This window comes from Sphaerisporangium aureirubrum, assembly GCF_042658925.1.
GTDB lineage: Bacteria > Actinomycetota > Actinomycetes > Streptosporangiales > Streptosporangiaceae > Sphaerisporangium > Sphaerisporangium aureirubrum.
On sequence record NZ_JBHSRF010000089.1, the window covers coordinates 1 to 15,227 of the forward strand.

Annotated in this window: 13 protein-coding genes; 6 read left to right on the forward strand and 7 right to left on the reverse strand. The window is 71.6% G+C overall.

What is annotated here, in order from left to right; translation table 11 throughout:
• Positions 1-96: 96 nt before the first annotated feature.
• Both dnaJ and hrcA read right to left on the reverse strand, forming a co-directional pair.
• Entirely contained in the window at positions 97-1,236 is a 1,140-nt protein-coding gene (dnaJ, locus tag ACFP1K_RS35265; RefSeq protein WP_380761700.1) for a molecular chaperone DnaJ, read from the reverse strand.
• The gene (hrcA, locus tag ACFP1K_RS35270; RefSeq protein ID WP_380761702.1) at positions 1,236-2,243 is read right to left on the reverse strand and encodes a heat-inducible transcriptional repressor HrcA; all 1,008 of its coding nucleotides are present in this window, start codon (positions 2,241-2,243) and stop codon (positions 1,236-1,238) included. Before hrcA ends, dnaJ begins: the two co-directional genes overlap by 1 nt.
• Before the next feature lie 182 nt (positions 2,244-2,425).
• On the opposite strand from hrcA, the gene ACFP1K_RS35275 reads away from it, so the two are divergent.
• The 4 genes from ACFP1K_RS35275 to ACFP1K_RS35290 all read left to right on the forward strand — a co-directional run bounded on the left by ACFP1K_RS35275 (position 2,426) and on the right by ACFP1K_RS35290 (position 6,583).
• Positions 2,426-3,457, forward strand: coding sequence for a hypothetical protein (locus tag ACFP1K_RS35275; protein ID WP_380761704.1), 1,032 nt, complete (start codon positions 2,426-2,428; stop codon positions 3,455-3,457).
• A gap of 20 nt (positions 3,458-3,477) precedes the next feature.
• On the forward strand, positions 3,478-4,305 hold the full coding sequence (locus tag ACFP1K_RS35280; RefSeq protein WP_380761706.1) for a DUF3097 domain-containing protein: 828 nt from the start codon (positions 3,478-3,480) through the stop codon (positions 4,303-4,305).
• Positions 4,302-5,075 carry a DUF4870 domain-containing protein gene (locus ACFP1K_RS35285; RefSeq protein ID WP_380761708.1) on the forward strand — a complete coding sequence of 258 codons (774 nt, stop codon included), beginning with the start codon at positions 4,302-4,304 and terminating at the stop codon, positions 5,073-5,075. The genes ACFP1K_RS35280 and ACFP1K_RS35285 overlap by 4 nt, the downstream gene beginning before the upstream one ends.
• A 248-nt stretch (positions 5,076-5,323) precedes the next feature.
• Positions 5,324-6,583, forward strand: a complete 1,260-nt coding sequence (locus ACFP1K_RS35290) for an NAD(P)/FAD-dependent oxidoreductase (RefSeq protein WP_380761710.1) — start codon at positions 5,324-5,326, stop codon at positions 6,581-6,583.
• Here the strand turns inward: ACFP1K_RS35290 and ACFP1K_RS35295 are convergent.
• Genes ACFP1K_RS35295 through ACFP1K_RS35315 form a run of 5 tightly spaced genes read right to left on the reverse strand, consistent with a single transcriptional unit; the run spans position 6,546 to position 12,168 of the window.
• Positions 6,546-7,529, reverse strand: a complete 984-nt coding sequence (locus tag ACFP1K_RS35295; RefSeq protein WP_380761711.1) for a hypothetical protein — start codon at positions 7,527-7,529, stop codon at positions 6,546-6,548. The two genes, ACFP1K_RS35290 and ACFP1K_RS35295, sit on opposite strands and share 38 nt — an antisense overlap.
• The gene (locus tag ACFP1K_RS35300) at positions 7,522-8,454 is read right to left on the reverse strand and encodes an SCO2521 family protein (protein WP_380761713.1); all 933 of its coding nucleotides are present in this window, start codon (positions 8,452-8,454) and stop codon (positions 7,522-7,524) included. The genes ACFP1K_RS35295 and ACFP1K_RS35300 overlap by 8 nt, the downstream gene beginning before the upstream one ends.
• An 11-nt stretch (positions 8,455-8,465) precedes the next feature.
• On the reverse strand, positions 8,466-9,422 hold the full coding sequence (locus ACFP1K_RS35305) for an SCO2522 family protein (RefSeq protein WP_380761715.1): 957 nt from the start codon (positions 9,420-9,422) through the stop codon (positions 8,466-8,468).
• Positions 9,419-10,333: an SCO2523 family variant P-loop protein gene (locus tag ACFP1K_RS35310; RefSeq protein WP_380761717.1), complete on the reverse strand. Its 915-nt coding sequence runs from the start codon at positions 10,331-10,333 to the stop codon at positions 9,419-9,421. The genes ACFP1K_RS35305 and ACFP1K_RS35310 overlap by 4 nt, the downstream gene beginning before the upstream one ends.
• Positions 10,334-10,335: 2 nt before the next feature.
• Complete coding sequence (locus ACFP1K_RS35315; protein WP_380761719.1) at positions 10,336-12,168, reverse strand: SCO2524 family protein; 1,833 nt, start codon at positions 12,166-12,168, stop codon at positions 10,336-10,338.
• A 341-nt stretch (positions 12,169-12,509) separates the two neighbouring features.
• Here ACFP1K_RS35315 and ACFP1K_RS35320 point away from each other — a divergent pair, with 341 nt between their 5' ends.
• Complete coding sequence (locus ACFP1K_RS35320; protein WP_380761721.1) at positions 12,510-13,457, forward strand: 2-hydroxyacid dehydrogenase; 948 nt, start codon at positions 12,510-12,512, stop codon at positions 13,455-13,457.
• Positions 13,458-13,594: 137 nt separating this feature from the next.
• Positions 13,595-15,223, forward strand: a complete 1,629-nt coding sequence (locus ACFP1K_RS35325; RefSeq protein ID WP_380761723.1) for a thiamine pyrophosphate-binding protein — start codon at positions 13,595-13,597, stop codon at positions 15,221-15,223.
• Positions 15,224-15,227 lie beyond the last annotated feature (4 nt).

Sequence of the window (15,227 nt, forward strand, 5' to 3'; positions counted from 1 at the left end):
GGGGGGGGGGGGGGGGGGGGGGGGGGGGGGGGGGGGGGGGGGGGGGGGGGGGGGGGGGGGGGGGGGGGGGGGGGGGGGGGGGGGGGGGGGGGGGGGTTAGCGGCCGTTGAAGGCGTCGCGGAGGCGGGAGAAGAAGCCCTGTTGGCCGGGGGCGAATTTGCCGGGGGGGCGTTCTTCGCCGCGGAGTTTGGAGAGTTCCTTCAGGAGGTCTTCCTGGGCGGGGTCCAGGCGGGTGGGGGTTTCCACGTTGATGTGGATCAGGAGGTCGCCTCGGCCGGTCTCGTTGAGGTGCTGGACGCCCTTGCTGTACAGGGGGATCACCTGGCCGGACTGGGCGCCGGGGCGGATGTCGATCTCTTCGGCGCCGTCCAGGGTCTCGACCGTGAGGGTGGTGCCGAGGGCGGCGGCGGTCATGGGGATCTGGACGGTGCAGTGGAGGTCGTCGCCGCGGCGCTCGAAGATCTGGTGGGCGCGTTCGACGATCTCCAGGAACAGGTCGCCGGGGGGGCCGCCGCCGGGGCCGATCTCGCCTTCGCCGGCGAGCTGGATGTGGGTGCCGTCCTCGACGCCCGCGGGGATGCGGACCTTGATGGTGCGGCGGGTGCGGACGCGGCCGTCGCCGGAGCACTCCTGGCAGGGGTGCTGGATGATCGAGCCGAAGCCACCGCACTGGGGGCACGGGCGGGCGGTCATGACCTGGCCGAGGAACGAGCGGGTCACCTGGGAGATCTCGCCGCGGCCGTGGCACATGTCGCAGGTGTCGGGGTGGGTGCCGGACGCCGCACCGGAGCCGTGGCAGACCTCGCACAGGATGGCGGTGTCCACGACCAGCTCACGGGTGGTGCCGAACGCCGACTCGGCGAGGTCGAGCTCGACGCGGATGGTGGCGTTGCGCCCGCGCCGCGCCCGGGACCGCGGCCCGCGTGCCCCGGCGCCGCCGCCGAAGAAGGCGTCCATGATGTCGCTGAACGGGAACCCGGCGCCGAAACCGGCACCGGCGGAACCGGCCCCGCCGCCCCCGCCGTAGGGATCGGCCCCGAGATCGAACATCTGGCGTTTGTTGGGGTCCGACAGGACCTCGTACGCCTGGTTGATCTCCTTGAACCGTTCCTGCGTCTCCGGGTCGGGGTTCAGGTCGGGGTGCAGCTCGCGCGCCAGGCGGCGATACGCCTTCTTGATCTCATCCTGCCCGGCGTCACGGCGGACGCCGAGAATGGCGTAGTAGTCGCGCGCCACTAGGACCCCGCCAGAATCTGGCCGACATAGCGTGCCACTGCGCGCACCGCTCCCATGGTCACCGGGTAGTCCATTCGCGTCGGGCCCAGCACTCCGAGCCGGGCCAGTTCATTGTCGCCCGAACCGTATCCGGCGGCGACGATGGAAGTGCCACGAAGCCCCGAATAGGGGTTCTCTGAGCCGATCCGCACCGTTACGGAGGAGTCGCCGACTTCTCCGAGCAGCCGCATCAGCACGACCTGTTCCTCAAGGGCTTCGAGCACGTCACGCAGGCCGACGGTGAAGTCGGCCGTGAGGTTGGCCGCCCCGGCGAAGACGATCTTTTCTTCGTGCCGGTCGACCAGGGTGTCCAGGAGTACGGACAAGATCGTGCCGGCCATCGGGCGGTCGTCCTCGGGCAGGCGCTCCTGCAGGTCGGCCACCGTCTCGGGCACGCGGCCCAGCGCGCAGCCGTCCAGGCAGGCGTTGAGCACGGCCCGCAGGTGGGCGATGCGGTCGTCCTCGACCACGTCGGGGAGGTCGACGACCCGCTGCTCGACCCGCCCGGTGTTGGTGATCAGCACCAGCATGATGCGGCGCTCCGACAGCGGCACCAGCTCGACGTGCCGCACCGTGGAGCGGATCAGCGAGGGATACTGCACCACCGCGACCTGCCGGGTGAGCTGCGCGAGCAGCCGCACCGTGCGCGTCACGACGTCGTCGAGGTCGACGGCCCCGGCGAGGAAGGTCTCGATGGCGCGGCGCTCGGCGGAGGACAGCGGCTTGATCTGGGACAGCCGGTCGACGAACAGCCGGTAGCCCTTGTCGGTGGGCACGCGTCCCGCGCTGGTGTGGGGCTGAGCGATGTACCCCTGCTCCTCCAGCACCGCCATGTCGTTGCGGACGGTGGCCGGCGAGACGCCGAGGTTGTGCCGCTCCGCCAACGCCTTGGAGCCCACGGGTTCATTGGTGGACACGTAGTCCTCGACGACGGCGCGCAGAACCGCCAGCTTGCGATCATCGAGCATGTGCTCACCTCCTGCCTGCTCCGTGCCTGCGTGAACGCCTGGCCTGGCACTCAGTGTTCCCGAGTGCCAAGTGTACGGCTCCTGCCGACACGGTGCGATAACCCGTGGGGCACAGCCCGGAACCGGCCCGCCGACAAGTGGCTTGCTATCGACAGGCAAGTGAGATGGTCCACACTTTCGGCATGACCGAGAACACCCCCCGGCCCGGCGACGCGACGGCCCACATCCCGCGTCCCTACCCGTTCGGCGAGCAGGCCGCCCCCGGCTCGCCCCCTCACGGCGCCCAGGGAACTCCTTCCTACGGCGCCCAGGCCGGCGACCAGCCCTACGGCGGCGGTCCCGGCGGCGGCCCCGGCGACCGCCCGCCCTTCGGCTCCCCGTCGGGCGGCCCCTCGTACGGCAACCCGCCCGGCGGCCAGGGCTACCCGCCGCCCGGCGGCTACGGCGGCCAGCCCGGTGGCTACGGCCCGCCCCCCGGCGGCCCCGGCTACGGCCCGCCGCCCGGCGGCCAGGGTTACGGCCCGCCCCCCGGCGGCCAGGGCTACGGCGCCCCCTCCTACGGCGCTCAGGGCTCCGCGCAGAACCCCTATGGCGCTCCCCCGCCCTCGGCCGGCCCGGTCCGTCCCCGGCTGCTGTGGGTCGTGCTGGTGTGGATCATCGCGGTGGTCTGCGTCGGCATCGGCGTCGCCGGTTTCGCCGGCGGCCTCTTCAAGACCCTCAACGACGCGGCGCCCACCAAGACGTTCCAGAGCGGCGGCAGCGTGGTGGCCGCGGTGGACCCCGCCGAGAAGCCCGCCCTGTACGCGTCGTCGTCCGGCCCGGCCAACGTGACGTGCCTGGCCGAGCACACCTCCACGGGCGCCAAGGCCAAGCTGTCCAACCCGACGACCGCGCAGACCATCACGGCCGGCGGCCGGGTGTGGGAGCTGCTGTTCGACGTCGGCGTGCCCGCCGCGGGCGAGTACAAGTTCACCTGCCAGGCGGACGACGGCAAGCAGGTGGCGTTCGGCGTGGGCAAGGCCCTGACGGCGAACGCCGGCGCGCTGGCCGGCGGGGTGCTCGCGCTCATCCTGGTGCCGCTGGCCGGGTTCCTGCTGGCCGTGGTGGTCACGATCGTGGTGGTGGTCCGCCGCAGCCGCTTCCGCAAGCGCGTCCAGATTCAGGGCTCGCCGTACGCCGGGGGTGGCTGGCAGGCCCCCCCGCCCGGCGCCTGAGCTTGCTAGCGTGCCCTGCTATGCGGGACTACGGACAGGATGTACTGGCCGGTGGCCGGTGGAGACGGCCGCGGGCCGAGATCCCGCGCGTCCCCGCCGACCCCGGCCTCGTCGTGGAGGACGCGAACGGCGCCGGTGACGGGTTCTGCGGCGCCGTGGTGGCCTGTGACAAGGAGGCCGTCACGCTGGAGGACCGCTTCGGGCGCAGGCGGGTCTTCCCGCTGGCTCCCGCCGCGTTCCTTCTGGAGGGCAGGCCGGTGACGCTGGTGCGGCCCGACGCGCCCTCGGCGGCCCCGGGGCGCAGCGCGTCCGGGTCCGTCGCGGTGGCCGGGCTGCGGGCCAAGGTGGCACGCGAGAGCCGCATCTACGTCGAAGGTGTGCACGACGCGTCCCTGGTGGAGAAGATCTGGGGCCACGACCTGCGGGTCGAGGGCGTCGTGGTGGAATACCTCTCCGGCGTCGACGACCTGCCCGCGATCGTCGAGGACTTCGCCCCCGGCCGCGGGCGGCGCCTCGGGGTGCTGGTCGACCACCTGGTGCCCGGCTCCAAGGAGAGCCGCATCGCCGCCCGGGTGTCCTCCCCCCAGGTACTGATCGCCGGGCATCCTTTCGTGGACATCTGGCAGGCGGTGAAACCCTCGGTCCTCGGCATCCCGGCCTGGCCGTCGGTGCCGCGCGGCGTGCCGTGGAAGGAGGGCGTGCTCGACGCCCTCGGCTGGCGGCTGACCCCGGCGGACGCCTGGCGCCGGATCCTCGGATCCGTCCGCACGTACACCGACCTGGAACCCGAACTCCTCGGCCGGGTGGAGGAGCTGATCGACTTCGTGACGACCGAGGAGGACCCATGAGCCAGCCCCCCCAAGACGGCCCGCCGCAGGACAACGACGACCGCACCCCCACCGACCGCCCCGGCTTCCAGCAGCCCGCCCAGCCGTACGGCGCCCCCGAGGGGCAGGGGTACGGCCGGCCGGGCCACGGAGAGCAGGGACACCAGGGCTACGGCCAGCAGGGACAAGGCCAGCCCCAGGGCCACCAGCCCGGCTACGGACAGCCCGGCTACGGCGACCCGTACGCCCAGCCCGGATACCAGCAGCCCTACGGTCAACCGGGCTACGGACAGCCAGGCTATGGTCAGCCCGGTTACGGACAGCCAGGCTACGGTCAGCCCGGTTACGGACAGCCGGGCTACGGACAGCCCGGTTACGGACAGCCGGGCTACGGCCAGCCCGGATACGGCCAGGGCTACGGCCCGGTGGGTGCCCGTCCCCCGCACGTCCCCGGCCGCTACGGCCCGCGCCCCGGCACCGACGACACCACGATGGCCATGCTCGCCCACCTGCTGGGCCTGCTCACCTCGTTCATCGGCCCGCTCATCATCTACTTGGTCAAGAAGGACGAGTCCCCCTACGTCCGCGACCAGTCGGCGGAGTCGCTGAACTTCCAGATCACCCTGTTCATCGGCTACATCATCTGCTTCGTTCTGTCCTTCCTGATCATCGGCCTGTTCCTCCTCCCCATCCTCTGGATCGGCTCCCTGATCATCATGATCATGGCCGCGGTAGCCGCCAACCGGGGAGAGAACTACCGGTATCCGATGAACATCCGCTTCATCTCCTGACGAAGTCCCTATTTATCGGCACATTGGCGCCACAAAAGAACCACGAAGGATTATCCACCACAATAGGTAAACCCAGCCGAAGACCCACGTATTTAACTCACCAAATTCCTCGCTTTTTTGCCTAGCCGTTTTAACGGTGGTAACTTCCGCTCCGGCGAGAATTCCGTGGGCCACGCGACTGTGACCTTCGGGTACGACCCGGCCTCCCTTATTTTTCGAATGAGGGAGGCCTCGTATTGGGAGCCCGCGTGCCTGAGACCTGCGACGTCGCGATCATCGGTGCCGGTGTGATCGGATGCGCGATCGCCCACCGGCTCGGCTCGCAGGGCCGGAGCGTCGTCGTCGTCGACAAGGCGCCGCGCGTCGGCCTCGGCGCCTCCGACGCCGCGGTGGGCGGCATCCTCACCCAGACCGAGCCCGCCTGCGTCGGCCCGCTGACCGTCGTGATCGGACGCAGCCGTGAGATGTACCCCGCCTGGCTGGACGAGCTCCGCGAGGCCTCCGGCTCGCCCCTGCCGGTGCTGGAGGGCGGCGACATCCAGGTGGCGCTCGACGAGACCGAGATGGAACGCCTCGTCACCGAGGTGCTCCCGCAGTGGAGAGAACTGCCGTTCAAGATCTCGCAGCTCAGCGCCGCCGAGGCCAGGGAGCTCGAGCCGCTGCTGAGCGAGTCGGTGGTCGGCGGCTTCCTGCTCCCCGAGGAGCTGGCGCTCGACCCGAGAGACCTGATGGCCGCCCTGGCGAGGACGCTCGCGTGCGGGCGCGCCGGCGTCCGGGTGCTGACCGGGACCCGGGTGACCTGCCTGCGTTCGCTGCCTGGCGCCGCCGAGCTCACGCTGGACGACGGCACCCTGATCTCGGCGGGCACCGTCGTCGTCGCGGCCGGTCACCGCAGCGCCGGCTTCCTGCCCGACCTGCGGCACCACCTGTTCCCCATCAAGGGCGAGGCGTTCGACACCCGGCCCCCCGGCGCGACCACCTACCCCCTGCGCCATCACGTCTTCACCGAGGTCCGGGAGGGCGATTTCGAGGGCTTCCCGTACCTCGTGCCCCGCCACGACGGCAGGGTGGCCGTCGGCGTGACGTACGAGCCGCACGTGCGGAACAGACGGGCCACCGGCAGGGCACGGGCGGAGATCCTGCGAGGCGTCGCCGCCCTCATGCCGGTGGCCGCCACGTGGCCCATCGAGAGGCACTGGGCGGGCCTGCGCCCGGGGAGCACGGACCACCGGCCCGTCATCGGGTTCGTGGACGACCACGACCGGGTGCTCGCGGCCACGGGCCACAGCGGCCTCGGCGTGACCCTCGCCCCGGTGACCGCCGAGCTGGTGGCGGCGCTGATCGACCGGTCCGTCACCGCGGAGGCGCGCGACATGCTCGACGTGTGCCGCCCCGACCGCGAGTTCGTCCCGATCGCGGAGGCGCCGCCGCCGAAGGCCGAGGGGACGCCGCTCACCCAGGAGGCGCCGCTCACGCCAGCGGAGACGCGGCTCCCCACAGCTCCCTGAACCTCTCCGCGCGTTCGCGCACCTTCTCCTGGTCGCCGACCACGATGGTGCTGAGGATCATCGGGGCGATGCCGTCCCCGCGCTGCGGCGACGGGTTGGACTCGTAATAGATCACGTCGTCGAAGAGGATGAAGTCGGACAGCGAGCCGCGCAGGGTCGGCGGGGCGTCGGTGTCGGCGAGCACGCGCACGTCGATGCCGATCTCGGTCTGCCATTTCCAGACGCGGCGGAAGGACTCGGATTCCTGGCGGTCGGAACGGTCCATGATGAAGATCCTTCGCACCCCGACCCCGCGCCGCACGAGGCCGCGCTGGATCTTGAGGTAGCGCTGGCCGAGGTCGGTCATCCAGAACCCGCCGGCGAACTCGGTCTCCCGCGCGTCGACGGTGCTGAGGCTGATCGCGTCCAGGCTGGTCTGGGTGTTGAGCGCCAGCGCGAGCAGCCATTCGCGGTCCTCGCCCTCGTAGATGGCGCGTCCGGTGTCGCCGAGCTCCTTGAGGAAACGCGACACGCGCTCGACCTCGTGGTGGACCAGTTTCCGCACCAGTTCCGGCGCGTCCTCGCCGCCGGCCTTCGCGGCGTTGTGCGCGAACCGCGTCACCACGTCGGTCGGCATCGCGGACGCCTCGATCAGGCCGTACAGCTCGCCGGACCGGTGGATCGTCGCGAAGCCGTCGGCCACCAGCGTGTGTGTGCTGCGGTGCTGGACGCGCTGCTCCTGACGCAGGGCGTCGAGCTGGGCGTCCACGTCGACGAGGAACTGCACCACGAAGATCACACCGGAGATGAAGGTGGCGAGCAGCAGGCTCCACAGGTCGTCGTTGTCGTCGCTGATGAAGGCGTTGGTCACCAGGTAGCTCATCCCGCCGACCAGCACCGTGACGAGGATCTTCCGGACGATCCGCGGGACGAGCGCCGGGGACACCTTGGGTGTTCTCTCAGTCATTTTCCTCCCCACCGGCGTCGGCGGTCGTGCGGAGCAGGGCCAGGGTGTTCATCGCGACCTGGTCGCGCACCCGGTCGACGAGGGAGCGCCACTGTCGGGTGAGCCCGGCCCGGCGGTCGAGCGCCTCCCACAGGGGGAGCAGGGCGTCGGGAAGGCGGGCGGCGGGCATCCACAGGTGCAGCAGGTGGTCGATCGCCACGTCGAGCTTCGGCACGTGCAGGCCCGCGGCGCCGTCCCGCCGCGCCCGGCCGACGGTCAGCAGGAGCGCGGTCAGCAGCCAGTCGTGCAGCGCCAGGTCCTCGCAGAGGTCCACGACGCCGGCGGTGAACCCCTCGGGATGGGACAGGCGCAGGGTGCGCAGCCGCTCGTCGTGCACCGTCAGGTGGATCGACGGGTCACCGGTCCCGGCGACCCAGCGCAGCCGGGTACGGGACGCCCGGAACGGCGCCCGGCGGTCGAGCAGCGGCGCGGACTGCACGGCGTCCAACCGGAGGCCGCAGATCGCCCCGAGGTCGAGCACCTCGGCGGGCAGCTCGGCGACGCAGCCGGCGGCGAGGTCGTCCTCCCTGGCCTTGCCGAGCACCTCGATGGTGCCGGGCACGGCGAGGTAGTGGGACCAGGGCAGCCGCCGGTCCACGCCGGCGCGGGTGACGCGGGCGTACGCCGAGGCCTGCGCCACCCGGCCCCCGGTGACGGCGCACCTGGTGACGACGGTGCCGACGCCCCGGACCCGGGCGCGGGACGCCGACGGCAGGCGGCAGTCGACCCCGGTCAGCGTCTCGGGCGACACCGCGTGCGCGACGGGCCGGCGGGACAGGCGCACCCGCTCGCCGGCGAGCAGCGCGAGGATCTTCTCGCAGTCGGACTCGGGGAGCTCCCCGGAGTTCTGGAGCAGTACCGTGTGGACCTCTCCCATCACCAGCATCGGCCGCCGCCCTAGGCGAAGACGTAGGAGACGCGGTCGACGAGCTCGCCTTCGAGCGCGACGCCTTCCTTGCCGCTGCGCGCCTCGACGTCCCTCATCACGTCGGGATCGACCATGACCTGGCTCAGGATGGTGCGCACGGCCAGCTCGACCGGCAGGAACCGCGGGGACAGCACCGACAGCGTGGTGTAGGCGGTGAACGGCGCGGCCTGTTCGTTCAGCTTGACGATGGCGGGCAGCGCATCCCAGGTGGACGGCCACGCGTCGCCGCGGGGCACGGGCGCCAGGGGCAGGGCGCCGTCGTCGCGCAGCAGGCCGAGCCGCAGCAGCTGCCAGACCGAGGCGAGGAACGCGCAGGACCAGACGCGCCCGGCGCCGGATTCGTCCCACAGCTCCACGTCCACGAACACCGAGTGCCCGCGCTTGGCGTTTTGCGCCGGCGGGGCCCACGCCTGCGGCCGTCCCATGGCCGTCGCGGCCGTGGGACGCGGCGAGCGCACGCCGTTGCAGAGCCAGCCGGTCTCCTTGACGGGCGGCCGGGAGCCGTTGGTGCCGGGCGGCGGGTCCCCGACGATGCGCCCCTCGACCAGACCGGCGGGCGCGGCGCCGTCGTACTCGGCGCAGGCCGACTCCCGGGCGATGTAGTCGATGGTGAGGCCGTTGCCCGCCGCCGCCTCCAGCACCGCCGGGAGCACCTCGGCGGGGGTGCGGGTGCGGCTGAAGTAGTCGTCGACGAGGAAGCACGTGCTGATCCGCGCCGGACGGCCCGTCAGGCGCTCCCCCCACATGGCCCCGAGGGCGCGCACCCACGGCGCGACCCGGCGGAACTGCGCGCGGAGCCGCTCGGGGCCCGCTTCGAGATCTTCCATGTAGAGGTGGCCGAGCTCGACGGACACGTGGGCGTAGGGCGCGGAGGCGTTGCGCCGCTGCGCGGAGACCTCGGAGAAGGTCGTGGCCACCGGCGTCACAGGCCCTCCCACGCGCTGTCGTCGACCGTCTTCTCCGCCAGGGAGGCGAACGCGGCGGCCGTCGCCGCGTTGGCGATCTTGCTGACGAGTACGTCCTCGTCGGAGATGAGCTGCTCGCGCCACTGGAGGACAGGGTCCAGCGGCACCTTGCCGAGCATGGCCGTGCGCCCGACCCCGCGCCGGCGGGCGAGCTCGCGCAGCTCGGCGTCGCAGGCGCTCAGCCAGGCGCGTTGCTCGTCGCGCAGCCCGTCGAGCTCGGCGGCCTCGGGTTCCAGCACGGCGGTGCGCACGTAACGGATGCGGTCGCGCAGTTCGTCGGGCTTGTGGCCGAAGCCCGCGCCGGCTTCGAGGAGCCCGCCGCCGCCGGTGACCAGGCCGTCCGCCGCGATGATGTGCTGGCGGGTCCAGCGGTGGAAGACCAGCCAGCGGAACGCGGTCGCGGGGAGCCGCGCGGTCGCCCGCAGCACCAGCTCGGCGGTGAAGGAGCGGCCCGCGCTGAGGTCCACCACGCACAGGTCGAACTCCTCCTCCAGCCGGCCGAACAGCTGGACGCACCTGCGCACCGTCTCCTCGTCCACGGCGGACAGCTCGCCCCCGCCCTCGGTGCCGGGGTACAGCTCCAGGCGACCGGCTCCCGGCGGTTTGCTGCGCAGCTCCTCGCGGTCCGACTCGCGCCAGATGTCCACCCGGCGCGGCTCGGCGCACTCGCCGCAGAGGTAGTCGTGCATGCCGTTGCGCGGGCTGCCGCGCGCCACCGAGCTGACGCTGAAGATCGCCCCGGCGGTGGGCGAGCCGAAGTCGAAGTCGAGGTAGCACGTGTCGTTGCCGCGCAGCGCGTGCCGGTAGACGATGTTGGTGCTCGTGACCGAGCGCCCGGTCCCGCCCTTGTCGGAGATCGCGAAGACCAGCATCCCTAGACCTCCGCCGCGCTGCGCCGGGCGGTGGTCAGCCCCTCCAGATCGAGTAGGGCGCCGTTGACGAGGGCCTGCGCGGTCGCGGGGCGGTCGCCGACGATGGTGCGGGCCCGCTGCAGGGTGGCCTGGATGCTGCGGAGCTTGGGCTGGGTGGTCTGCCCCGCCGACAGCGGCTGGGTGACGAGTTCCTGCTCCAGGAGGTGCTCGGCCTCGCTGAGCATCTGGAGCGCCAGCTCGACCAGCTGAGGGCTGCGCAGCGGCTGCTCGCCGCTGGCCTGCGCGGCGGACACCAGGAACTCGACGACACGTTCGCTGAAATACCACGAGGGGTCCTCGTGGTGGACCCCGATGTCGGTGAAGACGTTGCCGGGCTGGTCCCACAGGCCGCGGGCGTTGCCGTCCTCGCAGCGGCGCCGGCGGATGTGGCGCCAGATCTGGTCGGTGAGGTGGAGCAGGCGCTCCCTGGTGCGGGTGTTCTGCGCGATGGAGGCGGCCCACATCGTGCGCTTGAGCAGGGTGATGGCGAAGTCGGACACGACCCACACGAGGTTCGGGCCGAGCGTGTCGCTGCCGTGGAGGTTGACCGGCACGCCGGGCGAGTGCATGAGCACCGGCGGGTCGCCGGGCACCGCCCGGCGGATGATCCGCGCCCGGACCGCCAGCTCCTCCAGCACGCCTGCCACCCGGCCGAGGTCGACGTCGGCGGCGCGGCTGCTGACCAGGCTCTGCACCACCATCGCGGTGACGCCGAGGCTGTAGTAGTCGGACTCCTTCTCGTCGGTGGTGCGCCAGGGGATGTCCTCCAGCGGCCAGGTGCCGCGGCCGTAGGTGGCGATGGTGCGCCAGTACAGCTGGGTCAGGTCCCATCGGCGCTGGATGGCCTGCGCGAGGGTGAGCTGGTGGTCGTTGAGCAGGCCGAGGACACGGGTGCGCTCGGAGAACAGGTCGCGGATGCCGACCAGGGCGTTGACGGTGAAGTACAGGAACGGGATGTCCGCGGCGACGCCATCGGGCTGCGGCCCGACCTCCAGGGCCGTGTCGATGGCCGGGGCGTCCTTGACGATGCCCCAGGTCCATCCGCATTCGAACAGCAGGTTCTCGTTCTCGAGGTCGACCTGGCTGCCCGAGCCCATGGTGAGGTCACGCAGGCCGGCGCCGACCGGGCGCAGCTCGCGCCGGAGGTCCGCCAGCACGCGGTGCTCGGGGGTACCGGTCTGGTTGACGGTCCGCAGCAGGGCCTGCCCCTGGGCCGACGCGGGGGTGAAGGCGTTGACCGTGAAGCTGCGCAGCAGGCCGATCATGGCCGCGGACAGCCGCCTGCTGGCGAGCTTCTCCAGCTCGCCGATCTGGATGAGGAGGGATTCGCGGCGCACGCTGCGACGGAAGACCTTCAGGAAGCCGAGCGCGCCGAGCGCCAGGGTGACCGACATGGAGAAGGAGTCGACCACGTCCAGATGGAGCTGCTCGGGGCTGACCTTGGCGTCCTCGTCCGCGGTCTGGAAGTAGCTGCCGCCGGTGAACAGCGGCCGGCCGTCCTCGGCGGTGTAGGTGCTGAAGTATTTGTGCATGGTCTGGAGCATCAGCTTCGGGATCTCGACGGCGTCACCGAGGCTCTCCAGCGCGACCAGCACGTCGTCCGCGGTCTCGTCCGGGGTGTCGAGCCGGAAACCCGGCAGCTCGGAGGCCGGATACATGAAGCACAGGAGCTGCTCGGCGTCCGAAATGGAATTGGAGCCGTCTCTGCCGCCCCAGGCCCAGGTGCCGTCACGGAAAGAGGTGCGGGCGGCCGCCTCCCACAGTTCCAGAAGCTGCTGGCGGGGCTGGAGTCGCATCGGGACCCTTCCTGCCCTACGGGCCGCTACATGGCAGGTGGGCGGAGATGGGGCTCTCCGCCTCCCATCTAGGGGTTTTCTTTTCGATGTAGGTGGCGACGGAACCACCATCACCCTTATACCATTAGAATCCTGCTCCGTCGCCTGGACCATCCGTGGATTTTCCCGCTTACCTGGTTTGCCGTGACCGAGGAGATGCCTGCCGAAAAAACGGACAGAAGTCCCCAATCCGAGAGAATTTTGAAATGTCCCAAACAGCAATTTGTGGGGATATGTCGGGTCTTCAGGTCAGGCCGCCCGGCGCCCCGCAAGGGACAGTGCGGCAGGGCGGAAAGATCCTGGTGACCGGAACCGCCATCGACCGCTCACTCCTCGGCCCGCTGGAGAGACGGGGATTCGACGTCCGCGTGAAGCATCCGCGCTCGGAGGACGATCTCGCGCGCGAACTCCGGGGCGCCGTCGCCTATCTGCACGGCGGCGAGGAAAAGGCCACGGAGAAGGTGCTGCGGAGCGCGGGCCATTCACTGAAGGTCATCGCGTTCCTCGGGGTGGGCTACGAGAACTTCGTGGACGTCGCCACCGCCCGCGCCCTCGGCATCGTCGTGACCCACACCCCGGGTGCCGCCACCGACTCCGTCGCGATCTTCACCGTCCAGCAGATCATGAACGCCAACACGCGTAACGCCGCGCACCTCGGCGGCCGTCACCCCGCCTGGCGGAGCGCCGAGGACCTGCCCCGTGAGCTGAGCGCCTGCGAGATCGGCATCGTGGGACTGGGGGCGATCGGCACCCGCGTCGCCGAGCTCCTCCGGGCCTTCGGCATCAAGGTGAGCTACTTCAGCCGCACGAGGAAGCCGGAGATCGAGGCGGCGCTGGGCATCTCCTACCTCTCCCTGCCGGAGCTGGCGGCGCGCAGCGACGTGCTGGTCGTCATGGTTCCGGAATCGGACGAGACGAAGGGGTTGATCGATTTCGGCGTTCTCGGGCGGCTGAGAAAGGGGGCGATTCTGGTGAACACCGCCCGCCCGGCGGTGGTCGATCCCCACGATCTCCACAAAAGCATGAAGGAAGCTCATGTCGGCGCCGCCGTTTTCGACGGCTTCTACGACGAGAACTCGGAGATCGCCAATATCCTGGTCGGGGACTTCGGCGACCGCTTGCTGGTCACGGGCCATATCGCTTCCCATACCCGCGAGGCCATGGGCCGCATGGTCAGCCGCGCGGTCGCCTCGATTGAAGACGTGCTGACCGGAGGCGCCATTGACCGCTCCCCCGGTATTCGCGCCTAGTGTTCCCTGAGCGCGATGAAACATGCCCTGGGGCCGGAGAAATGCCTGAGGCCGGTGATTGCGGCATTCCCGGCACGGGAAAACAATATGTAATCCTACCGCCCCCGACTTGGACGTGATGAGTGGCCGGCCACGATGTGATTCCCGACAAATCGATCACGCCGCTCACCGGAGCACACGCGCTCGTCGAAACTCTTCGCGTGCACGGCGTCGACACGGTATTCGGCATCCCCGGCACGCATAATCTGCCCATCTACCAGGCGCTCGGGCAGGCCGGCCTCCGCTGCGTGACACCCCGGCACGAGCAGGGCGCCGGGTACGCGGCCGACGGATACGCGCGCGTCACCGGCAGGCCGGGGGTCGTCCTGACCACCACGGGGCCGGGAGTGGTGAACGCCGCCACGGCGCTGGCACAGGCGTACTCCGACTCCTCGCCGGTGCTGCTGATCTCCACCGGGGTGCCCACCGACCACCCGCGGGACGGCCGGGGGTACCTCCACGAGAGCAAGGACCAGACGCGGGCCATCGGCGCGCTGTGCGCGGCGAGCCACCGGGTCGGCTCGGTGCGGGAGATCCCGGCCGCGGTCGCCGGCGCGTTCGCCCGGTTCGCCGAGGGCAGGCCCCGTCCGCTGCACATCGAGATCCCCGCCGACCTTCTCGACGCGCGGGGCGTCGCGCGGGTCGCGCCGCCGTACCGCATCATGCCGCGCGCCCCCGATCCGCTGGCGCTGGACGAGGCGGCCCGGCGGCTCGGGGCGGCCGCCCGCCCGGGGATCGTCCTCGGCGGCGGGGCACAGCGTCCGCGGGACGCCGCGCAGCCGGTGGGCCGGGCGGTCATGCGCGTCGCCGAGCGGCTCGGCGCCCGGGTGGTCACCACGGTCAACGGCAAGGGCACGGTGCCGGAGAGCCATCGGCTGGCGCTCGGGGCCACGCTCCACCTCGGCGCCGTGCGGCGGTGGCTCGCCGCCTGCGACGTCGTGCTGGCGATCGGCACCGAGCTCGGCCCGGCGGACCTGTGGGTCGAAGACTTCGTCCTCGGCGGCAGCCTCATCCGGGTGGACGTGGACCCCGCGCAGATGCACGGCGACCACGTCGCCGACGTGGCGATCGTGGCGGACGCCACGCTCGCCGCGGAGGGCCTGCGCGAGCGCGTCGAGCGGCGCGGGGTGGTGCCGAGGCCCCGCGAGGAACGGCCTGACGGCCCCGGCGCCGCGATGGCGCGGGAGCTCGCCGTGCTCGCCCGCAGGTGGCGGGCCCAGACCCGCGCGCTGCGCCTGGCGCTGCCGCCCGACACGATCTTCGTCGGCGACAACTCGATGATCGTGTACCACGCCGCGCTGATGGACATACCGGTCGACCCGCCGGGCAGGTTCCTGTTCCCCGCCGGGTACGGCACGCTGGGTTTCGCGCTGCCCGCCGCGATCGGGGCGAAGCTCGGATGCCCGGACCGGCCGGTGGTGGCGCTGGCCGGGGACGGCGCGTTCCAGTTCACCGTGCAGGAGCTGGCCATGGCGGTGCAGCTGCGGCTGAGCCTGCCGATCGTGGTCTCGATGAACGGCGGCTTCGGGGAGATCCGTGAGGAGATGATCGAGCGCGGCATGACCCCGCTGGCCGTCGACCTGCACTGCCCCGACCTCCCGGCGCTGGCGGACGCCTACGGGGCGCGCGGCGCGGCGGTGAAGACGCCGGCCGAGTTGCAGGAGGCCGTCAGCCAGGCGCTGCGGGCTCCGGTGCCGACGGTGATCGCCGTCGCCGAGGACGAATAGGCCG